21 protein-coding genes are annotated in these 19,818 nt (G+C 63.2%); 12 read left to right on the top strand and 9 right to left on the bottom strand.

Annotated elements, in window-relative coordinates:
• Positions 1-47: 47 nt before the first annotated feature.
• Entirely contained in the window at positions 48-1,004 is a 957-nt protein-coding gene (locus G4G28_RS00085; RefSeq protein ID WP_182990363.1) for a LysR family transcriptional regulator, read from the bottom strand.
• A 162-nt stretch (positions 1,005-1,166) separates the two neighbouring features.
• Between G4G28_RS00085 and G4G28_RS00090 the strand changes: the two genes are divergently transcribed.
• On the top strand, positions 1,167-1,376 hold the full coding sequence (locus tag G4G28_RS00090; RefSeq protein WP_182990364.1) for a hypothetical protein: 210 nt from the start codon (positions 1,167-1,169) through the stop codon (positions 1,374-1,376).
• Between the two features lie 79 nt (positions 1,377-1,455).
• Here G4G28_RS00090 and G4G28_RS00095 read toward each other — a convergent pair whose 3' ends face one another.
• The 6 genes from G4G28_RS00095 to G4G28_RS00120 form a co-directional block, all read right to left on the bottom strand.
• Positions 1,456-2,052 (bottom strand): chalcone isomerase family protein, encoded by a 597-nt coding sequence (locus G4G28_RS00095; RefSeq protein WP_182990365.1) that lies wholly within the window; start codon positions 2,050-2,052, stop codon positions 1,456-1,458.
• 166 nt (positions 2,053-2,218) lie between these two features.
• Complete coding sequence (locus G4G28_RS00100; protein WP_182990366.1) at positions 2,219-2,764, bottom strand: DUF1003 domain-containing protein; 546 nt, start codon at positions 2,762-2,764, stop codon at positions 2,219-2,221.
• Between the two features lie 64 nt (positions 2,765-2,828).
• Complete coding sequence (locus tag G4G28_RS00105) at positions 2,829-3,089, bottom strand: YfhL family 4Fe-4S dicluster ferredoxin (protein WP_182990367.1); 261 nt, start codon at positions 3,087-3,089, stop codon at positions 2,829-2,831.
• 30 nt (positions 3,090-3,119) lie between these two features.
• Positions 3,120-3,617, bottom strand: a complete 498-nt coding sequence (gene coaD, locus G4G28_RS00110) for a pantetheine-phosphate adenylyltransferase (RefSeq protein ID WP_182990368.1) — start codon at positions 3,615-3,617, stop codon at positions 3,120-3,122.
• Positions 3,618-3,829: 212 nt separating this feature from the next.
• Positions 3,830-4,474, bottom strand: a complete 645-nt coding sequence (gene rsmD, locus G4G28_RS00115; RefSeq protein WP_182990369.1) for a 16S rRNA (guanine(966)-N(2))-methyltransferase RsmD — start codon at positions 4,472-4,474, stop codon at positions 3,830-3,832.
• Between the two features lie 32 nt (positions 4,475-4,506).
• Complete coding sequence (locus G4G28_RS00120) at positions 4,507-5,403, bottom strand: DUF6279 family lipoprotein (RefSeq protein ID WP_229425334.1); 897 nt, start codon at positions 5,401-5,403, stop codon at positions 4,507-4,509.
• Positions 5,404-5,430: 27 nt separating this feature from the next.
• Between G4G28_RS00120 and glmU the strand changes: the two genes are divergently transcribed.
• The gene (gene glmU, locus G4G28_RS00125; RefSeq protein ID WP_182990370.1) at positions 5,431-6,807 is read left to right on the top strand and encodes a bifunctional UDP-N-acetylglucosamine diphosphorylase/glucosamine-1-phosphate N-acetyltransferase GlmU; all 1,377 of its coding nucleotides are present in this window, start codon (positions 5,431-5,433) and stop codon (positions 6,805-6,807) included.
• 243 nt (positions 6,808-7,050) lie between these two features.
• On the opposite strand, the gene G4G28_RS00130 is transcribed toward glmU, so the two are convergent.
• Positions 7,051-7,518, bottom strand: coding sequence for an Lrp/AsnC family transcriptional regulator (locus tag G4G28_RS00130; RefSeq protein ID WP_182990371.1), 468 nt, complete (start codon positions 7,516-7,518; stop codon positions 7,051-7,053).
• Positions 7,519-7,679: 161 nt separating this feature from the next.
• Between G4G28_RS00130 and glmS the strand changes: the two genes are divergently transcribed.
• The 10 genes from glmS to G4G28_RS00180 all read left to right on the top strand — a co-directional run bounded on the left by glmS (position 7,680) and on the right by G4G28_RS00180 (position 19,109).
• Positions 7,680-9,509 (top strand): glutamine--fructose-6-phosphate transaminase (isomerizing), encoded by a 1,830-nt coding sequence (gene glmS / locus G4G28_RS00135; RefSeq protein WP_182990372.1) that lies wholly within the window; start codon positions 7,680-7,682, stop codon positions 9,507-9,509.
• A 320-nt stretch (positions 9,510-9,829) separates the two neighbouring features.
• Positions 9,830-10,489, top strand: a complete 660-nt coding sequence (locus tag G4G28_RS00140) for an ArsI/CadI family heavy metal resistance metalloenzyme (protein ID WP_182990373.1) — start codon at positions 9,830-9,832, stop codon at positions 10,487-10,489.
• Positions 10,490-10,555: 66 nt separating this feature from the next.
• Positions 10,556-11,062: an ArsI/CadI family heavy metal resistance metalloenzyme gene (locus G4G28_RS00145; protein ID WP_182990374.1), complete on the top strand. Its 507-nt coding sequence runs from the start codon at positions 10,556-10,558 to the stop codon at positions 11,060-11,062.
• An 8-nt stretch (positions 11,063-11,070) separates the two neighbouring features.
• A complete protein-coding gene (locus tag G4G28_RS00150; RefSeq protein ID WP_182990375.1) occupies positions 11,071-11,916 on the top strand; it encodes a phosphate ABC transporter substrate-binding protein in 846 nt (281 codons plus the stop codon).
• Positions 11,916-12,827, top strand: a complete 912-nt coding sequence (gene pstC / locus G4G28_RS00155; protein WP_182990376.1) for a phosphate ABC transporter permease subunit PstC — start codon at positions 11,916-11,918, stop codon at positions 12,825-12,827. Before G4G28_RS00150 ends, pstC begins: the two co-directional genes overlap by 1 nt.
• A gap of 10 nt (positions 12,828-12,837) precedes the next feature.
• A complete protein-coding gene (locus G4G28_RS00160) occupies positions 12,838-13,689 on the top strand; it encodes a PstA family ABC transporter permease (RefSeq protein WP_183107915.1) in 852 nt (283 codons plus the stop codon).
• Positions 13,686-14,567: a phosphate ABC transporter ATP-binding protein gene (locus G4G28_RS00165; RefSeq protein ID WP_182990378.1), complete on the top strand. Its 882-nt coding sequence runs from the start codon at positions 13,686-13,688 to the stop codon at positions 14,565-14,567. Before G4G28_RS00160 ends, G4G28_RS00165 begins: the two co-directional genes overlap by 4 nt.
• Before the next feature lie 36 nt (positions 14,568-14,603).
• Positions 14,604-17,000 (top strand): RND family transporter, encoded by a 2,397-nt coding sequence (locus G4G28_RS00170; protein ID WP_183107916.1) that lies wholly within the window; start codon positions 14,604-14,606, stop codon positions 16,998-17,000.
• The gene (locus G4G28_RS00175) at positions 16,997-17,821 is read left to right on the top strand and encodes an outer membrane lipoprotein-sorting protein (protein ID WP_182990381.1); all 825 of its coding nucleotides are present in this window, start codon (positions 16,997-16,999) and stop codon (positions 17,819-17,821) included. The genes G4G28_RS00170 and G4G28_RS00175 overlap by 4 nt, the downstream gene beginning before the upstream one ends.
• Positions 17,808-19,109: a DUF1302 family protein gene (locus G4G28_RS00180; protein ID WP_183107917.1), complete on the top strand. Its 1,302-nt coding sequence runs from the start codon at positions 17,808-17,810 to the stop codon at positions 19,107-19,109. Before G4G28_RS00175 ends, G4G28_RS00180 begins: the two co-directional genes overlap by 14 nt.
• On the opposite strand, the gene G4G28_RS00185 is transcribed toward G4G28_RS00180, so the two are convergent.
• Positions 19,106-19,783 (bottom strand): class I SAM-dependent methyltransferase, encoded by a 678-nt coding sequence (locus G4G28_RS00185; protein ID WP_183107918.1) that lies wholly within the window; start codon positions 19,781-19,783, stop codon positions 19,106-19,108. The genes G4G28_RS00180 and G4G28_RS00185 overlap by 4 nt on opposite strands.
• Positions 19,784-19,818: the final 35 nt, after the last annotated feature.

The raw sequence follows: 19,818 nt of genomic DNA on the forward strand, positions 1-19,818 counted from the left end.
CGCCCCGTGCCCACGCCGTACATGGCATACGGTGAGACCGGCCCACCCTACGCGGCTTGCCGCTCCGCCTTCGGTGCCGTCGCCACGGCGGCGGTGGTTTCCAGGTTGTTGCGCAGCCAGCGGTGGGCGGGGCTGCGGCCGTCGCGTTCGTGCCAGAGCATGTCCAGATGCACGGCCGGCAAGGCGAACGGCAGTTCGCGCCAGATCAGCGACTCCGTCATGCCCGTCGACACCATCAGGTGCTTCGGCAGCACCGTGATCAAATCCGAGTTCGCCACCACCCGCCCTGCTGTGAAGAACTGGTTCACGGTCAACAGGATGCGCCGCTCGCGGCCGATCTGCGCCAGCGCCTCGTCGACCAGGCCGTGCGCCCGACCCGAAAAACTCACCAACAAATGGTTCGCCTTGCAATAGGTGTCGAGGTCGAGCTTGGTGTTGGCCAGTGGATGGTTCTTGCGCATCACGCACACATACTGGCCCGAGTACAGGCGCTCGTGGCGGATCGGCGAACCGGTCTCATACGACAGCTGGGCAGCCACGCCCGGAAAGAAGCCGACCGCCAGATCAATGTCGCCGCGCAACAGCATCGGCCGCGGCTCGCGCGTGGTCAGCGGCACCATGCGGATGTTGACGCCCGGCGCTTCGCTCTCGATCGAGCGCATCAGCGAGGGTAGCCAGTAGGCGGCGGTGGCATCGGCCATGGCCATGCGGAAGGTTGCCTGCGCTTTCGAGACATCGAAGGTTTCCGGCATGACCGCCGCTTCCAGCGAGGCCAGCGCCTGGCGCACGGCCGGCCACAGGGCTTCGGCACGCGGGGTGGGCTTCACGCCATACGCCGTGCGGATCAGCAATTCGTCGCCCAGGCTTTCACGCAGGCGTTTGATGGCATTCGATACCGCCGGCTGGGTCATGGCCAGGTGGCCGGCCGCGCGCGTGAGGTTTTGTTCGGTCATGACTGCGTCGAATACGCGCAGCAGGTTCAGGTCCAGTGTCAGGAAGCTCATGGAAAAATCGTCTCGGTGGCAGCGCGCTGCCTGTTTATCGGTCTGGTTTCAGTGTACTCGATTTCATTCATGATCCATATAAGGGCCATTAGAAAACGGAATTAGATTTATATGCTGCATTGCACTATAGTTCTTAGAAACAACGTTCCGTAATCAAACATCATGTCGTTCGTCTCTGCCGTCACCCAATTGTCTTTCCCGCTGCTGCCCCTGGCCGACCTGCTGCGCCTGGCCTGCCTGCTGGCGCTGCTGGCCGCTTTCCTGCTGTTTTTCCGCCCCTTGTTGTCGGGACTGGTCCGCGCGTCGTTGCTGGTGCTGCGTCCCCGTACTGCGCGCACGCGCGGCGCCGCTGACGGCGTGCTCGGCGCTTGAAGCCAGCACACGAATGAAAAACGCGGCCCCGGTTTCCCGGCGCCGCGTTTTTTTATGCCCGCATTTTCCTGCTGCGTGATTAGCGCGCTTCGCCCAGCAAGGCCGGCTTGAGCGAGCGGTCGGCCGGCTTCTCGCCCAGCCAGATGCGCAGCACGGCATTATAGAAATTCACATCCGAAATCGGTTCGCCGATCCGCTTGCCGTTCAGCTCGCAGACGGTGCCGGTGCCCGGGATCCAGTCCAGGTGGAGCACGTCGCCCTTCTTGATTTCGTCGACGGCGGCAAAGATTTCGCCGAGCTTGCCGATCTGGCTGACGATCTTCGCCTTTTCAGCCTTGTCCAGGTTGGCGTTGATCCCTTCCGTGAAAGCCTTGCCCATGTCGTCGGCGCCAACATCGCGTGCCATCACCAGAGTCACGCGGCGCGGACCTTCCATTTTCAGGATGTCGGCCAGGCCCGTCTTTTTCTCGGGCAGATAGAGGCCGGCCGCGTAGACCTTGATGATGATCTTGGTGCGCATACCGGCGCCATTGAGTTTCAAGTCCTTGCCGGCAACCTTGTTCGTGTCCTCGAATTTGATGCCATTCACGTCGACGGCGGCTTGGGCATGCAGTGCCAGGGTCAGCGCCAGCGCCGCGCCGCTGGCAAGGGTGATCGGGTGCTTGAAAGCGGTCATATTGTCTCCTGTCCTGTTTTGGTATGCGGGGCTGCCGTGGCGCCAGGCGCCCGAAAAAGTATGGTCGTGCTAAAAGCGACCGTAGCAATATAGCAGCTAAATATTGTCGTACAACAATATTGAACAGGTATTTTAATGCTGCAAGAGCACAATACAACGGGGACGATCAATGACGTGCAGGGTGGTTTTCGCGTTCGATCGCTTCGAGGACGGTGTGAGTGTCGGCCGATTGCTTCAGTTCCTCGGCCTCGGCATCGGGCTTGTCGGGCAGGTTGGGCGAATCGTGGCGCAGCTCTTCGATCATGGCGATGATCTTGCTGGTCTTTTCCTCGGCCAGCAGGCTGATCTGCAAATCGAGGTGGGCATTGTGCTGGGCCAGCAGCGACATGCGGTTCTGGCGAATCAGGACGGTGGTGGAGATGAGTAAGGCATTCAGGCCGATAATGCCCTGCAGCCAAAAAAAGGGCGGTTCGTCGAACTGGTCGAAGCCCAGCTCGGGCGCGACCAGATTCCAGGCGATCCAGGCGACGATAAACACCAGATTGGCCACGACATACGCAGGCGTTCCCAACACCTGGCTCATCTTTTCAATCAGGGCCTGGGCGCGCGGCACCTCTTCTTCGTGGCGTGCGTAATGGTCGGCAATGGTGCCAATGTTCCGGGTTACCGATTGCGGCAGGCGCGAGCGCGCGTCGTCGTCGTTTTGGGCCATCGGCGCAGGATAGCACGGTCGGAAAAAACGCCTTGCCGGGCAGTGCGAGGGGCACCGCGAAGAATCAGGCGGCGTTCTTGGCGGCCGTCAGGCGTTCGTATTTCGCCAGCAATTCTTCGCGCGTTTCGCGCCAGGCTGGATTGAAGGGAATGCAGGCGACCGGGCACAGCGAGGCGCACTGCGGTTCATCGAAGTGGCCGACGCATTCGGTGCATTTGTGCGGATCGATCTCGTAGATCTCCGTACCCATCGAAATGGCGTCGTTCGGGCACTCGGGCTCGCACACGTCGCAATTGATGCATTCGTCGGTAATGAGTAAGGCCATGATGCTTGTGCGGTAAATGAATGCCCGGGATCAGGCTGTCGGCGGCGCCATGGCGGCGATTTTCTTTTGCAGCCAACGGTCGACCGAAGGGAAGACGAATTTCGACACGTCGCCGCCGAGCATGGCAATCTCGCGCACGATGGTGCCGGAGATGAACTGGTACTGGTCGGACGGGGTCAGGAACAGCGTTTCGACGTCGGGCAGCAGATAGCGGTTCATGCCGGCCATCTGGAACTCGTATTCGAAGTCGGACACGGCGCGCAGGCCGCGTACGATCACGCGGGCGTCGTGCTGGCGCACGAAATCCTTCAGCAGGCCGGAAAAGCTTTCCACCTTCACGTTCGGATAATGGCCGAGTACTTCGTTGGCGATTTCCAGGCGATCCTCGAGCGAAAAGAACGGCTTCTTGTTCTTGCTGTCGGCAACGCCGACCACGAGCGTGTCGAACAGGCCCGATGCACGGCGCACCAAATCCTCGTGGCCGCGGGTGAGCGGGTCAAAAGTACCTGGATAAACGGCTACAACCATTGCGGCTCCCTGGAGAAACACCGATATTGAAAGGCGCATTATGCCTGAAATTCCGGCAGTCGCCCCGGCATTGAACCAGTTTTGCCCGCGAATTGGGCAAGGATGCGGGGTTTATGCCTTAGAGCAGCTAACAAACTGTTCAGGGCAAGACGCATCGTCGAAGACAGTACGACTGTACGGCGAGACGATGCAACGCAGCCATGGGCGGTTTGTTAGCTGCTCGTGTTTTCGTGCAATTTCAGTAAATGGTAGTAGACCATCCCTGCCTTGTCGGCGCGGATCTGTTCCCAGGGCGCGAGCCACTCAGGCGTTTCTTCGCCCGTCGGCAGGGCATGTTCGGCCTCGACATACACCATGCCGTCCGTCTTCAACAGGTCAACGCACAGCGGCAGCGCCTTGGCGACGAAATCCTGGCCATAGGGCGGATCGAGGAAGATGACATCGAAACGCTGCCCGCGCAGCGCCAGGTCGCGCGCGACGGCAAAGGCGTCGCCGCGCAGCGGGTGGACATTGTCCGCCTTCAGGGTTTCCTTGTTGAGTTCGAGCTGGCGCACGGCCGGGCCGTGGAAGTCGAGCATGGTGACGGAACGGGCGCCGCGGCTGGCCGCCTCGAAGCCGAGGGCGCCGCTGCCGGCGAACAGGTCAAGGCAATCGACCGTTTCCCAGTCGCCGCCGACCTGGTGGTGGATCCAGTTGAAGACGGTTTCGCGTACGCGGTCGGGCGTGGGGCGCAGGCCGAGGGCGTCGAGCACCGGCAGCAGGCGGCGTTTCCATTGTCCGCCGATGATGCGTACCTGCTGCGGCGCCAGCCGCGGACGGCCGTGCTGGCCCTGGGGTTTGGTTGGCTTTCTATGCATGGCCGGCACTATAGCACCGCCACGCTGCTGCCTTATTTCGCTTCCTTGGCCAGCGCATTGAAATCGTTGATCCAGCCCTGCATGCGCTGCTGGGCGTGCGCCTTTTGCGCCGGGGTTGCCAGGCGGATTGCCGTCAGGATGAAATTGGTGGTGGCGTTGATATAGCTGTCATAGAAGGCCTTGCGCTCGGGCGCTTCCATGCGGGCGAGGAACTCGTGCAGCAGGCTGTTGATCATCACTGTCGTCTGTTCCTTGTTCGGCTTGTCGCGGGCGATCTTGCGCGCCAGGGTGAGGATGCGGCGCTGGCGGTAGATGCGTTCTTCCAGCCAGATCTGGCTGTCGAGCGGACGGGCATCGGAGGCGCGGCGCAGCGCTTTCTCCTGTTCGTTGGAAAAGCCGCCGAACCACAGCTTGAACTGGTCCATCGACTTGTCGAAGCGCGCCTCATTGCGTTTTTCATTGCTGCCGCTGACGAACTTGCGGCGGTATTCCTCGTTCTTCTTGTTGAAACGTTCTTCCATCTGGTCGATCTGGTCGGGCGTGAGCGAGCGCGCCAGGTCGACCATGTCGGGGACGGCGCGAAAGGCCAGGGTTTCGGTATGGCGGCGGATCTCCCGGTAATCGGCGAGCAGGTCGGCCTGGGTTGGCTGGCCGGCAAGCTGGCGCTGGAAAGTGCCGAGCAGGGCAGCGTAATCGTCGAGCTGGGTTTTGCGGTGCCATTGGAACAGTTCGCCGATGTCGCGTTTGACCCAATCGCCTTGGTCGCCTTCGAAGTCCACATAGGCGTCCAGCCACCAGTACAGTAGGGTGTCGCCATGGTTGTAGCTGAAACGGATGGTGCTGCAGGCGGTCAACAGTGCCAATAGCGCGACGACGAACAGCGCACGCGTGCGCTGGAACAAGGGGTCATGCATGCTAAACTTTTTCATCTTATTAACTCTTCTTGAATTCGGCCTATGAACGTAGTCATCCTTGCCGCCGGCATGGGAAAGCGCATGCAGTCCGCGCTGCCTAAAGTGTTGCATCCGCTGGCTGGGAAGCCGCTCCTGCAGCATGTGATCGATACCGCGCGTGCGCTGCGGCCGAGTAAATTATGCGTGATTTACGGACACGGGGGCGCAGCGGTGCCTGAGATGGTGGCCACGCTGGCGCGTGATGGCGAAGCGCCGATCGACACCGCGCTGCAGCAGCCGCAACTGGGCACCGGCCACGCCGTGATGCAGGCCGTGCCGCAACTGGACGAGAGCGTGCCGACCCTGGTGCTGTATGGCGACGTCCCGCTCACGAGTGTCGATTCGCTGCGCCGCCTGGTCGAGGCTGCGGGTAACGACAAGCTGGGCATTCTCACGGTCGAGCAGGCCAATCCCTTTGGCCTGGGCCGCATCATCCGCGAAGGCGGGCGCATCGTGCGCATCGTCGAGGAAAAGGATGCGAGCGAAGCCGAGCGCGCGATCCGCGAAATCAACAGCGGCATCATGTGCATCCCGACCGCGCACCTCAAACGCTGGCTGGCGGCGCTGTCGAACAACAATGCGCAGGGCGAGTATTACCTGACCGACATCGTGGCCCAAGCCGTGGCGGACGGCGTCGAGGTGACCTCGGCCTCGCCGTCGGCCGAATGGGAAGTGGCGGGCGTGAACAGCAAGGTGCAGCTGGCGGAACTGGAACGCCGCCACCAACTGAACATTGCGAACGCCCTGCTGGAAAAAGGCGTGACCCTGATGGACCCGGCGCGCATCGATGTGCGCGGCGAACTGATTTGCGGGCGCGATGTCGTGATCGACGTCGGCTGCGTGTTCGAGGGCCGCGTGGAACTGGCCGACGGCGTGCGCATCGGCGCGCACTGCGTCCTGGTGGATGTGAAGGTCGCTGCCGGTGCGAACATCAAGCCGTTCTGCCACCTGGAAGAAGCGATTGTTGGCCCGGCATCGCAGATCGGCCCGTATGCGCGCCTGCGTCCGGGCACCGAACTCGGTGAAGATGTCCACATCGGCAACTTCGTCGAGGTGAAAAACAGCCAAATCGCCGCGCACAGCAAGGCGAACCACCTGGCCTATGTCGGCGATGCCACGGTGGGCTCGCGCGTGAACATCGGCGCCGGCACCATCACCTGTAACTACGATGGCGCCAACAAATTCCGCACCGTGATCGAAGACGACGCCTTCATCGGCAGCGACAGCCAGCTGGTGGCGCCCGTCACCGTGGGTAAAGGTGCCACGCTCGGCGCCGGCACCACGCTGACGAAGGACGCGCCGGCCGGCAAGCTGACCATCTCGCGCCCGAAGCAGATGACGCTCGAAGGCTGGACCCGTCCTGTGAAAACGAACAAGTAATCCACCGCCTGTACACTGGATATTGACAGCGAAATCACAGGCAAATCACAGGGATATCCACCGGCTTATGCAGGGTTTTACCGGGGATATCCGCTGTGATTCCACAAGTCATCCACTGAGTTATCCACAGGCAAATCCATCGAGCAGTACTGTAGGGTGGGCGCCCCGTGCCCACCGATTCAGACCGTAGGGTGGACTCCCGAGTCCACGCGGTGCAGCGTCAAATCAGCCATGACGTCCGGTTCAAACCGCAATCCGCGTCTCGAACTTGCTCCGGAACGTAGAAAAATACGCCTTCACATTGCGCACATTCGCATGGGTGGCAAACAACCGGTGCGCCAGCGCGTGATAAGCCGGCATATCGACCACCTGTACCACAAGCACGAAATCCGGCCCGGGCGCCACCCGATAGCACTGCAGCACGGCTTCTTCACTTGCCACCAGCGCTTCGAACTGCGCCATCCGCTCGGCCGCCTGCACATCGAGCGTGATCTCGACGATGGCCGTCAGGCGCGCCCCTACCTTCTCCGGCGCGACGATCACAACTTGCCGCTCGATAACACCGCGTTCGGTCAAGCTCTTGACCCGACGCAGGCAAGTTGGCGGCGACACGTGTACCAGTTCCGCCAACTCGGCATTCGTCTGCGATGCATCAGCTTGCAGCGTATTCAGGATGCGACGATCGAGGTCATCCAATTCGGGTAGCGCCATATTGAAATCCTGAGAAAGAAATCCGCTTATCTATGAAATATCATTTCATCACCATTCACCGATGAAATTTTATAACAAAATTGGCCACACTCTGTACGCATATTTCATCACCGTTGCCATACGATATGCCCCGTTGCTAATTTTTTAAATGAGGTTCGTCCATGTGCGGTATCGTCGGAGCAGTTGCGCAGCGTAATATCACCCCCATCCTGATCGAGGGCCTGAAACGCCTCGAATACCGCGGTTACGATTCCTGCGGCGTGGCGCTGCACGTCGAAGGACGCCTGGCCCGCTCGCGCAGCACCTCGCGCGTGGCCGACCTCGAAACGCAAATCGCCGGTACCGGCCTGCAAGGTTTCACGGGCATTGCCCATACCCGCTGGGCCACCCACGGCGCCCCGGCTTCGCACAATGCCCACCCGCACTTCTCGCCAAACGAAGAAGCGGCGCGCATCGCGCTGGTGCATAACGGCATCATCGAAAACCACGACGAGCTGCGCCGCGAATTGACCGAACTCGGCTATGTCTTCACGAGCCAGACCGATACCGAAGTCATCGCCCACCTGGTCGACCACATGTACAACGGCGACCTGTTCGACACCGTCCAGCAAGCCGTGAAGCGCCTGCACGGCGCCTACGCGATTGCCGTGTTCTCGCGCGAGGAACCGCACCGCGTCGTCGCCGCACGCCAGGGCTCGCCGCTGATCGTCGGCGTCGGCGAAGGCGAGAATTTCGTTGCGTCGGACGCGATGGCGCTGGCCGGCACCACCAACCAGATCATCTACCTGGAAGAAGGCGACGTCGTCGACCTGCAACTGTCGCGCTACTGGATCGTCGACGTCGACGGCAAACCGGTCGAGCGCGAAGTCAAAACCGTGCACGCCCACACCGGCGCCGCCGAGCTTGGCCCGTACCGCCACTACATGCAGAAGGAAATTTTTGAACAGCCACGCGTCATCGGCGACACGCTGGAAGGTGTCACCGGCATCATGCCGGAACTGTTCGGCGACAACGCTTATAAGGTCTTCAAGCAGATCGACCGCGTGCTGATCCTGGCCTGCGGCACCAGCTACTATGCCGGCCTGACTGCGAAATACTGGATCGAGTGCATCGCCAAGGTGCCGGTCAATGTCGAGATCGCCAGCGAATACCGTTATCGCGACAGCGTGCCGCACCCGAACACCCTGGTCGTCACCATTTCGCAATCGGGCGAAACCGCCGACACCCTGGCTGCGCTGAAGCACGCACGCAGCCTCGGCATGCCGCACACGCTGACGATCTGCAACGTCTCGACCAGCGCCATGGTGCGCGAATGCGAACTGGCCTACATCACCCGCGCCGGTGTCGAAGTCGGCGTCGCCTCGACCAAGGCGTTCACCACCCAGCTGGCCGCCCTGTTCCTGCTGACCCTGACGCTGGCGCAAGTGAACGGCCGCCTGACGGACGAGGAAGAAGCCGAACACCTGAAACAGATGCGCCACCTGCCGGTCGCCATCTCGGCGGTGCTGGCACTGGAGCCCCAGATCATCGCCTGGGCCGAGGAGTTCGCTCGCAAGGAAAACGCCCTCTTCCTCGGCCGCGGCATGCACTACCCGATCGCCCTGGAAGGCGCGCTGAAACTGAAGGAAATCTCGTACATCCACGCCGAGGCCTATCCTGCCGGCGAACTGAAACACGGCCCGCTGGCGCTGGTGACCGAAGAAATGCCGGTGGTGACGATCGCCCCGAACGACGCGCTGCTGGAAAAGCTGAAATCGAACATGCAGGAAGTGCGCGCGCGCGGCGGCCAGCTGTACGTGTTTGCCGACGTCGATTCGCGTATCGTCTCCGGCGACGGCCTGCACGTGATCCGCCTGCCGGAGCACTATGGCGAACTCTCCCCAATCCTGCACGTGTGCGCGCTGCAGCTGCTGGCCTATCACACGGCGCTGGCACGCGGTACGGACGTCGACAAGCCGCGTAACCTGGCGAAGTCGGTGACGGTGGAATAAGCCCCTTGTTGTCGCGGCAGCCAATTCTGCCGTAACGAAAAAAAGCCCGGACAGCCTGTCCGGGCTTTTTATTTTTGCGAGGCCGATCCCTGCCATCAGTCCCTTGCGTAGCGCCTCGCCCCAGGCACAGCCAGCGCTCGCGCAGCGGCGTACCACTACCCCAAAGCAACACCCCATTAAGCCCGGCAACACCTCCCTTCCCCTTCGTACAGGCACTGACCAATCGGACAGTAGGCGCCCGCATAGCCCCTCCCTATACTCGGCCACGAATACGCTTTTGCACACAGTAAAAGGTATTTCACCTAACGCGGAGAGTGAACATGTCTGAAGTCGACCCTATTGCAAACACCGGTTCGTCCTGCTGCCCGCCTCGTCCGGGACAGGCGGCCGCGGCATCCTGCTGCGCACCGAGCGCGGCTGCCCCAAGCGCTGCGGCATGCTGCGCCCCGGCTCCAAGCCAGGCCGCCGGCTGCGGCGGCGCCGTGATCCTTGACGACGGTACCGACGAAGTGAGCGCGGTCGACTTCCCGAACGAGCGCCGCATCCACATCAGCCTGAACGTCAGGAACCTCAAGAAATCGCTCTGGTTCTATCGCATCCTGTTCAACCGCAACCCGAGCAAGCTGCGCGAGGACTACGCCAAGTTCGAGCCGACCGTCCCGCCCGTGAACTTCACCCTCAATGAGCACGCCGACGCCATCGACCGCGACGGCCACTTCGGTATCGAGGTCAAGAGCACCGAGGCCGTGCAGGCCGTGATCAACCGCATGACGGCCGCCGGCATGACGGTCAATACCCGCGAGACGCAGGTGTCGTGCTGCTATTCGGTGCAGGACAAGGTCTGGGTGGTCGACCCCGACGGTAACCACTGGGAAGTCTTTGTCGTCACCAACAGCGAAGCGGTCGAAGGCTGCGGCCTTTCCTGCATCTGCTACGACAAGGAAACCGGCGGCTGCAACTGGAAATCGAACCGCGATTAAAACGCCCCCGTCGCGCATTCCAGCCGCATCCGATCCCGCATCGCCCAACCCATTACGAGAGCCGCCATGGACCAGAACACGAACACCGCAGCCCCGGCCGAAGCCGAGCCCTTCCAGCTGAAACCCGCCAATTTCCCTGGCGACGAGCGCATCCATATCAGCATCAACGTGGCCGACCTGTTCGACTCCGTCAACTTCTACCGCCATTTCTTCGGCATCGATCCAGTCAAGATCCGCGAAGGCTATGCCAAGTTCGACGTGCAGGATCCGCCGCTGAATTTCTCCGTCAACGAAAACCCGCTCGACACCCGCACGCAAGGCCACCTGGGCATCCAGGTGAAAAGCACGCGCGTGGTGAAGGACACCTATGCACGCCTGCTGAAAGCCGGCTTCAAGATCCTGACCGAGGACGGTGCCGAGTGCTGCTACGCGGTGCAGACCAAGATGTGGGTGGCCGACCCGGACGGCAACCGCTGGGAAGTGTTCTGCACCACGGTGCCGGATGCCGAACAGGGTTGTGGCGAAGACTGCATCTGCCACCAGGAATTCGAACGCAGCGTCGTCACCCAATAAGAGGCCATATGAAACCCTTCCTGAATCTGACCTTGTCCGCGCTGCTGGTGGCGGGTGCGGCGCTTGCCGGTCCGGCGCTGGCGCAAACCGTGATCACGGCCACCGGCGCGTCGACCATTGCGCCGCTGATGTCCGAAGTCGGCAAGCATTTCGAGAAAGCCAACCCGCAGGTGCGCGTCGAGGTGCAGTCGGGCGGCACCTCGCGTGGGATTGCCGACGTGCGCCAGGGTAGCGCGCGCATCGGCATGGTCTCGCGTGCGCTGCACGAGGACGAAAAGAAGGACCTGGAAGCGCTGTTGATTGCCCGTGACGGCGTCGCCATGGTCGTGCACAAGTCCAATCCGGTAAAAGCGCTGACGCGCGAACAGATCATTGCCATCTATACCGGCAAGGTGAAAAACTGGAAGGAAGTGGGCGGCGCCGACGCGCCGATCACTGTCATCAGCAAGGCCGAAGGACGCTCGACGCTGGAAGTGTTCACCCACTACTTCGGCGTCACGCCGCGCGACATCAAGGCGCAGATCATCATCGGCGACAACCAGCAGGAGATCCGCACCGTGTCGACCAACAAGGGCGCCATCGGCTATGTCTCCATCGGTTCGGCCGAGTACGAGGCCAGCCACGGCACGCCGATCAAGATGCTTGCGCTGGGCAACCTGGTGCCGTCGACGCAGAGTGTGGCGTCGGGCGCCTACCCGATCGCACGCGATTTGAACCTGGTGTACCGCAAGCCGCTCAGCAAGGATGAATCCGCCCTGCTCGCCTACATGTCGACGCCGGCGGCGAAGAAGGAAATCCTGGCGCAGTTCTTCATCCCGGTGGCCACTGCACCGGTCGTGGCGAACAGCAAGTGATGAAAGCCCTGGTGCCGGGCCATGCGCTGTTGCGCGGCGCCCCCAGCCAGCCTGCCGAGGGCAGCGGGCGCCGCGTCGACAGCGTGCTCCTGGCCGTGGTGTGCTGCTGCGCCCTGGTCGCCTCGCTGCTGATCGTCCTCATCGGCGTGTTCCTCGTCAAGGAGAGTTATCCGCTGGTGCAGAAGATCGGCTTCGCGCGTTTCCTGTTCGACGAAGGCTGGTGGCCGGGCAGCGGGCAGTACAACCTGGTGCCGATGATCGGCGCCAGCCTGCTGCTGACGCTCAGCGCCACGCTGATCGCCGCGCCGCTGGCCATCGTCTTTGCCGTCTGCCTCGCCTTTTATTGCGGCGAGCGGCTGCGCCGGGCATTGCGCCTGCTGGTCGACCTCAGCGCCTCGGTCCCCACCATCATCTATGCGTTCTGGGGACTGGTGACAATCGTGCCGCTGGTGGCTGCCATCGACGGCCCGGGCACGAGCGTGCTGGCCGGCAGCCTGGTGCTGGCGCTGATGATTTTTCCGACCATCGCCATCCTCTGCCATTCGGCGATCGCCGCCGTGCCCAGCCATTATTTTGTCGCCGGCGCCGCGCTCGGGGTGCGCCGCTCGGCCTTGATCCGCCACGTGGTGCTGCCGCATGCGCGCAGCGGCATCGTCGCCGCCGTCATTCTCGGCGCGGCCAGGGCCATCGGCGAAACCATGGTGGTGCTGGTCCTGTGCGGGAACATCGTGCAGATGCCCTCGTCCGTCTTCGATCCGGTGCGCACGCTGACGGCCAACATTGCCCTGGAAATGCCCTATGCCCAGGACGACCACCGCGCGGCGCTCTACGTCTCGGGCCTGATCGTCCTCCTTGTCGTGACCACGCTCGTCCTGATGAGTGAACTGTATGCACACCGCAAGCACCGCTAGCACCGCTGACATGCGCCCCTGGCAGATCCTGCCGCGCGCCGCCCTCTGGCTGGTCGTCGCGGCCGTGGCGGCGGCCATGCTGATGCCCGTCATCGACATCGTCATCCACGGCCTGCCGGTGCTGAGCTGGGAATTCATCACCGAGAACCCGCGCGACGCCGGTCGCAGCGGCGGCATCGCCTCGGTGCTGGTGTCGACGGCGCTGATCACGGGCGTGAGCCTGGCGGCGGCGGTGCCGGTCGCTTTCGGTACCGCTGTCCTGCTGTCGGAATACGTGCCGGCCGACGGGCTGCTCGCTTCCCTGATCCGCGGCAGCCTCGACGTGCTGGCCGGCGTGCCCTCGGTGGTGTTCGGCCTGTTCGGCCTGACGCTGCTGTGCCGCCAGCTGGGGCTGGGCTACTCCATCGTGGCCGGCGGCCTGACGCTCGCCTGCATGATCCTGCCGACGCTGACGCGCACCATGTACAGCGCCTTCGACGCGCTCGGCACCCAGTACCGTTTCGCCGGCTCGGCGCTGGGCGTGTCGCGCATGGCCATCCTGCTGTACGTGAGCCTGCCGCTGGCGCTGCCCGCCGTCACCGCCGGCATCGTGCTCGGCCTGACGCGCGCTGGCGGAGACGGCCGTGCTGCTCTTCACCAGCGGCTACTCCGACCGGATGCCGACCTCGGTCTTCAATTCCGGACGCAGCATTTCCCTGCACATCTACGAGCTGGCGACGAACGTCTCCGGCGGCGACGGCGCCGCCTATGGCTCGGCGCTGGTGCTGATCATGCTGCTGGGCGTGGCCAGCCTGTGCATGCACGCCTTGTCGAACCGCATCCAGAAAAAATTCATCTCATCCTGAAACGGGCGCAACCATGAGCAAGATCGAGCAAAGCGAAGAATTGGCGGCCGCCTGCCTGGCCGCCTGCCAGAACGTGCAGACGGCATGCGAGGGCGGCGAAGACTGCTGCACCGAGAACGTGCCGAGCGCGTGCGAGGGCGACGACTGCTGCATCGTGGTCGACAAGGTCGGCATCCGCTACGGCTCCCACGTGGCGATGAAGGACGTGTCGCTGCGCATCCGCGCCAACAAGGTCACGGCCATCGTCGGGCCCTCGGGCTGCGGCAAGTCCAGCTTCCTGTACTGCCTGAACCGCCTGAACGACATGGTGCCGAACTGCGAAGTCTCCGGCTGCATCAGCTTCGATTTCTTCCAGGGCGCCGCGGCGCCCGACCACGCGCTGCGGCGCCAGATCGGCATGCTGTTCCAGAAGCCGAACCCGTTTCCGTTTTCGATCTGGCGCAACCTCGAGTTCCCGCTGATGCAGCACGGGGTGAAGGACAAGGCCGAGCTGGCGGCGAAGATCGAGCGTGCCTTGATGGACGTCGGCCTGTGGGACGAAGTCAAGGACAAGCTGCACAAGCCGGCCCTGACGCTGTCGGGCGGCCAGCAGCAGCGCCTGTGCCTGGCGCGCGCGCTGATCCTGCAGCCCAGCGTCCTCTTGATGGACGAGCCCTGCAGCGCGCTCGACCCGCTCTCGACCAGGAAGATCGAGGAACTCATCCGCAGCCTCTCGGCCACCATCACCATCATCCTGGTGACCCACAACATGGCGCAGGCGCGGCGCGTGGCCGACTACGTGGCCCTGTTCTGGAGCGAGGGCAATTCCGGCCGCCTGCTCGAATACGGCACCGCGCGGGAAGTGTTCGATTCGCCCAAGAGCGAACTGACACGCTCCTATCTCGCTTTCGCCTGACCCGCCTTACCGAACCATCCACCCGGAACACGAGCCATGAATACATTCTTCGAAAAATACGCGCGCTTCATCGTGCAAAAACGGCGCTGGGTCATCTTCGCCATCCTCCTCGTGACGGGCTTTCTCGGCTCGCGCCTGATGAACCTGCAGGTCGACATGGACCAGGATACCTGGGTGCCGCAGTCGCATCCGTTCGTGAAAACCACCAAGACCCTGGAAAAGATGTTCGGCGGCCGCGAAATCGTCATGATCGGGATCGCCCCGAAAAACGGCGACATCTACCAGCCCGAGGTCCTGGCCCGCATCGCCCGCATCCAGCATGAGATCGAGAACATGCCGGAAGCGATACGCCACAACGTCATCAGCCTGGCAGCCAACAAGGTCAAGGACATCAAGGGCAGCGCCGACGGCCTGGAAGTGCAGCCGATGATGGCGCAGGTGCCGTCTACCGAGGCAGAAATGAACACGCTGCGCGAACGCGTCGAGCGCAACGCGATCTACACCAATTCGCTGGTGTCGCCCGACCACCGCGCCGCCGCCGTCATCGCCGACTTCAAGCTCGATTATTCGAAGCCCAGCTACGAGCCCCTGATGGCCAAGATCCGCGCCATCATGGACCGCGAACGCAACGCCGACATCGCCGTCTACGCCGCCGGCCTGCCGGTCGACTTCGGCTCGTTCGAGCACAACATGATGCAGATGCCGATGTTCTTCGGCGTGGCACTGTTGATCATCATGCTGATCCAGTACTACTCCTTCCGCAGCTTCCAGGGCATGCTGCTGCCGATCGTGACGGCCTTGCTGAGTGTGATATGGGCGCTCGGCTTCATGGGCCTGATGGGCGTGCACATGGATGGCTTGAACACGACCACGCCGATCCTCATCATGGCGGTGGCCGCCGGCCACTCCGTGCAGATCCTGAAACGCTACTACGAGGATTTCCAGCGCCTGCGCACCCTCGAGCCGCACTCGGACCGCAAATGGCTGTCGCAGCGCGCCGTGGTCGACTGCATGGGCCACGTCGGACCGATCGTCGGCACCGCCAGCGTCATCGCCATCATCACCTTCTACACGCTGACCCACTCGGAAGTGTCGTCCTCGGCACACTTCGGCTTCTTCGCCGGCTCCGGCGTGCTGGCCACCCTGATCCTCGAAATGACCCTGATCCCGGCGCTGCGCGCCAGCCTGCCGGCGCCGAAGGTCAAGGAAACGGCCGCCGAACAGAAAACCGGCCTGCTCGACCGCATGCTCGGCGCCCTGTCCCACGGCCTGGCGGGCGGCCGCGCCGGCTGGATCCTCGCCGCCGGCGTGGCGGTGGTGGCCCTGCTGGGCGCAGGTGTCACCTTCATCAATGTCGACAACAGCCTGAAGAATTTCAGCCGTCCGGACAGCCTGGTGCGCACCGACGACGCTGCCCTGAACGGCATGTTCGGCGGTACCAATACCGTGTTCTTCCTGGTCGAAGGCCTGCAGCCCGACGCCATCAAGGATCCGAAGGTCTTAAAAGCCATGGACGAGCTGCAGAAGTTCGTGACGGTCCAGCCGCATGTCGGCAAGGCGATGTCGATCGTCGACATCGTCAAGCGCCTGAACCAGGCGATGCACGGCGACGATCCGGCCTATTTCAGCATCCCCGACGACAAGGCGCTGGTCGCCCAGTACCTGTTCATGTATTCGCTCTCGGGCGGCCCCAAGGATTTCAGCAGCTATATCGACGGCGACTACAAGCGCGCCGCCATGTGGGTCTTCGTCAAGACCGACAGCACCTCCTACGCCACGGCGCTGCACGACCGCGCACAGGCGCTCATCAAGGACAAGTTCCCCGCCGGGGTGACCGTGCGCATGGGCGGCAGCCTGGCGCAGACCGTGGCCGGCAACAACGCGCTGACCCAGGACAAGTGGCGCAGCGTGTGGCAGATGGTGGCCGTCGTCTTCATCCTGTCCTCGCTGGCGCTGCGCTCCCTGGTCGGCGGCCTGTTCGTCACCCTGCCCCTCACCATCGTCGTGTTCGCCAACTTCGGCGTCATGGGCTGGCTCGGCATCCCGCTCGACATGGGCACCATGACCACCGCGGCAATGGCGATCGGCATCGGCGCCGACTACGAGCTGTACCTGCTGTTCCGCTTCAAGGAAGAACTGGGCCGCACCCACGACAGTTACCAGGCGACCTACCGTTCCCTGGTCACCTCGGGCAAGGCGGTGATCTACGTCGCCCTGTCGATCGCTGCCGGTTACTCCTTCCTGCTGACCTCGGGCTTCGCCTTCTACACCCGCCTGGCGGTGATGGTGATCGCGACGATGATCGTCAGCGGCTTCGTGGCGGTGATTTTCCTGCGCGCGCTGACGATGGTCTTCAAACCGCGTTTCATCTATGGCCAACACAATGCGCGCGCCGCCGCCGGCGCCGCGATCCGACTGGAGGAACGTGCATGAAAACGACTACCCATTTCAGCTGGTCGCACCGCTGGGCCCATCTCGGCGGCCTGGTGCTGGCCACGGCCCTGCAATCGGCCCACGCGGGCGCGGCGCCTGGCGTCGACGAAATCATGCAGAACAATTTTTATGCCTCCAAGGTCAAGGCGCTGGAAAAGCACGTCACCCTGACGCTGACGGACGAGGGCGGCGTCAAGCGCGAGCGCAAGCTGCATGCCATCTCCGCCCTGCAGCCGAACGGCATCGATTCGCGCCTGATGGTGCGCATCGTCGCGCCGGCCGACGTCAAGGGCGTGGGCTTCCTCAAGCACGAGCACATGGACGGCGAGGACGAGCAGTGGATCTTCCTGCCAGCCCTGCATAAGAGCCGGCGCCTGGTGGCGAACAACAAGAAGGACAGTTTTCTGGGCAGCGATTTTGCCTACGGCGACATCCTGACGCCGAAAGTCACGCTCTACCAGAACCGGCTGGTGGGCTCTGAGATCATCGACGGCATCGACTGCTATGTCATCGAGTCGGTGCCGGTGGACGACAAGGTCAAGCGCGATTACGACTACGGCAAGAAGGTGCAATGGATCGCCAAGTCGAACTTCCACGAGGTCAAAATCGACTACTACGACCTCGCCGGCGCCCTGCTGAAAACCCAGGTCGTCAAGGGCATCACGCAGATGGGCAAGGATGGCGGGCGCTGGGCGGCGACGATGCGCCAGATGGTCAACCACCAGACCAGACACACGTCGACCTTCGTTGCGAATGCCGCCAAGGCCGATATCGCTATCCCGGAAAGCACGTTTACGTTGAGGAACCTTGAACGCGAATGAGCGCGGCTGGCCGCTGCTGCTGGCCCAGGCGCTGGTCGCAGCGGCGGCCGGCGCCACGGAGCCGGGGGCCGAACCCGCGCCGCTCGAGGGCGAACTGGCGGGACCCGCGGCAATCAAGTTCGCCAGCGCCGCCCGCCTGAACTACACGCGTTCAGACAAGGTCCTGAGCGACGAACGCCACTTCGTGCTGTCGACCTTCGAGACCAAGGCTTCCTACGACCTGTCCTCCAGCCTGCGCGCGGCGCTGCAGCTGCGCGCCAGCGCCATCCTCGCGCCCGGCACCCGCTCCCAAGTCGACTTTCCCTACGCTTACCTCGACTGGCGCACCACGGCCGCCGATTTCCGCATCGGCAAGCAGATCCTCGCCTGGGGCAAGACCGATGCCTTGAATCCCACCGATATCGTCACCCCGCGCAACTACACGACCCTGCTGCCCTTCGACGAGGACGAGCGCAGCGGCGTGTGGGGCGCGCGCGGCACCTATTACGTCACCGATACGGTCGCGGCCACCCTGTTTTTTGGCACCCGCTTCAAGCCGTCCACGCTGCCTTTCGCCTCGCGCGGGGCGCAGCAGTACCGCTTCGATGCCGACGGTGCAAAGAAGCGCCAGGTCGGCGTGCGCGTCGCCGTCACCCGCGACGACATCGATTTTTCCGTCAGCGCCTACCACGGCGCCAGTTTGCTGGCGCAGGCGGAACGGGCCGAAACGCGCGCCGGCACGCACACGGTGTTCCTGCGCTACCCCACCATCGACATGGTCGGCGCCGACCTGGCCCGCAACTTCGGCAAATTCGGCATGCGCATCGAAGCGGCCGCCGTCCGCCCCGTGCGCGGGGAGGCGACAGCGACCGGCTTGCGGCCCTACCGCTACCTGGTGGCCGGGATGGACCGCACCTTTTTCAGCGACCTGAATGTCAATGTCCAGCTCTTCGGACGCTGGACCGATCCCGCACCAGGGCGCGCCGGCGCCTGCGGCTGCGTTGACGCCATGGGGGCGGAACTGACGGGGCTGAACGGCCTGATCTTCGTCCAGTCGCGCCGCCGCACCCAGGGCATGACCTTCCGCGTTGCCAACCAGTGGATGAACCAGACCCTCAGCGCCGAAGTCTTCGTGCAGCATTATTTTGGCGACAACAGCACCTATGTGCACCCGATGGCCACCTACGCGCTGAGCGACCGCACCCGGATCACGGCCGGTGCGGTCTGGTATGGGGGGAATGAGGGCAGCCTGTTTGGCGTCATGAAGAAAAACAGGAGCGTGTTCAGCGAACTGCGTTACTCCTTCTAGCGCGGCCTCGCGGCCGCGCCGGTTCGGCGGGCGAGCGGTTTATTTCGTCGCCAGCACGCAGACGCCACGCGACAGCGGGCCCGGGAGATCGGCGAGGTGGCGTGCGTCGCGCTTGCGAAGCCGACTTCGTCGAGCATGGCCATCAGTTCGCGTGCCGGATACAGCCGGAACACGCCCGTCTGCGTGATCCTGACGCCGGCCATTTCCTCGGCATCGCCCATGTAGACGGCCAGCTGGCCGCCGGGACGCAGCACGCGCAGGATTTCGCGCAGGGGCTCGCGCGGGTTCTGCCAGAAATAGATGACGTTCACGCAGAACACCTTGTTGAAGCTGGCGTCCGGATACGGCAGCCTGGCCGCGTCGCCGACGCTCAGTTCGACCTGTCCGCGCGCGATGGCCTCGCGGTTGCGCGACGAGGCTTGCGCCAGCATGGTGTCGGAAAAATCGATGCCGCGGATTTTTCCGGAGGTGATTTGCTCGGTCAGCAATTCGATGGCCTGGCCGGGACCGTAGCCGATCTCGAGGACGTCGTCATAGGGTGCAAGCCCCAGCTGCGACAGCGTCCATGCGTTCGCTTCGCGGTTGATGCGGCTCATCGAGAGGCCGAAGAGCCGGCCGAACAATCCGTTCGGGCGGCGCGCCTGCTGCGCCATGGCGTGTACGAGGGAAGGCATCTGGTTTTCTCCGTCTTTTTTGTGTGAAGCGGGCC

Source organism: Massilia sp. Dwa41.01b, from assembly GCF_014171775.1.
Lineage (GTDB): Bacteria > Pseudomonadota > Gammaproteobacteria > Burkholderiales > Burkholderiaceae_D > Telluria.

Excerpts from the sequence above, each read along its gene's own strand:
- G4G28_RS00085 (WP_182990363.1), bottom strand. The coding sequence starts at position 1,004 with ATGAGCTTCCTGACACTGGACCTGAACCTGCTGCGCGTATTCGACGCA.
- G4G28_RS00090 (WP_182990364.1), top strand. The coding sequence starts at position 1,167 with ATGTCGTTCGTCTCTGCCGTCACCCAATTGTCTTTCCCGCTGCTGCCC.
- G4G28_RS00095 (WP_182990365.1), bottom strand. The coding sequence starts at position 2,052 with ATGACCGCTTTCAAGCACCCGATCACCCTTGCCAGCGGCGCGGCGCTG.
- G4G28_RS00100 (WP_182990366.1), bottom strand. The coding sequence starts at position 2,764 with ATGGCCCAAAACGACGACGACGCGCGCTCGCGCCTGCCGCAATCGGTA.
- G4G28_RS00105 (WP_182990367.1), bottom strand. The coding sequence starts at position 3,089 with ATGGCCTTACTCATTACCGACGAATGCATCAATTGCGACGTGTGCGAG.
- coaD (WP_182990368.1), bottom strand. The coding sequence starts at position 3,617 with ATGGTTGTAGCCGTTTATCCAGGTACTTTTGACCCGCTCACCCGCGGC.
- rsmD (WP_182990369.1), bottom strand. The coding sequence starts at position 4,474 with ATGCATAGAAAGCCAACCAAACCCCAGGGCCAGCACGGCCGTCCGCGG.
- G4G28_RS00120 (WP_229425334.1), bottom strand. The coding sequence starts at position 5,403 with ATGAAAAAGTTTAGCATGCATGACCCCTTGTTCCAGCGCACGCGTGCG.
- glmU (WP_182990370.1), top strand. The coding sequence starts at position 5,431 with ATGAACGTAGTCATCCTTGCCGCCGGCATGGGAAAGCGCATGCAGTCC.
- G4G28_RS00130 (WP_182990371.1), bottom strand. The coding sequence starts at position 7,518 with ATGGCGCTACCCGAATTGGATGACCTCGATCGTCGCATCCTGAATACG.
- glmS (WP_182990372.1), top strand. The coding sequence starts at position 7,680 with ATGTGCGGTATCGTCGGAGCAGTTGCGCAGCGTAATATCACCCCCATC.
- G4G28_RS00140 (WP_182990373.1), top strand. The coding sequence starts at position 9,830 with ATGTCTGAAGTCGACCCTATTGCAAACACCGGTTCGTCCTGCTGCCCG.
- G4G28_RS00145 (WP_182990374.1), top strand. The coding sequence starts at position 10,556 with ATGGACCAGAACACGAACACCGCAGCCCCGGCCGAAGCCGAGCCCTTC.
- G4G28_RS00150 (WP_182990375.1), top strand. The coding sequence starts at position 11,071 with ATGAAACCCTTCCTGAATCTGACCTTGTCCGCGCTGCTGGTGGCGGGT.
- pstC (WP_182990376.1), top strand. The coding sequence starts at position 11,916 with ATGAAAGCCCTGGTGCCGGGCCATGCGCTGTTGCGCGGCGCCCCCAGC.
- G4G28_RS00160 (WP_183107915.1), top strand. The coding sequence starts at position 12,838 with ATGCGCCCCTGGCAGATCCTGCCGCGCGCCGCCCTCTGGCTGGTCGTC.
- G4G28_RS00165 (WP_182990378.1), top strand. The coding sequence starts at position 13,686 with ATGAGCAAGATCGAGCAAAGCGAAGAATTGGCGGCCGCCTGCCTGGCC.
- G4G28_RS00170 (WP_183107916.1), top strand. The coding sequence starts at position 14,604 with ATGAATACATTCTTCGAAAAATACGCGCGCTTCATCGTGCAAAAACGG.
- G4G28_RS00175 (WP_182990381.1), top strand. The coding sequence starts at position 16,997 with ATGAAAACGACTACCCATTTCAGCTGGTCGCACCGCTGGGCCCATCTC.
- G4G28_RS00185 (WP_183107918.1), bottom strand. The coding sequence starts at position 19,783 with ATGCCTTCCCTCGTACACGCCATGGCGCAGCAGGCGCGCCGCCCGAAC.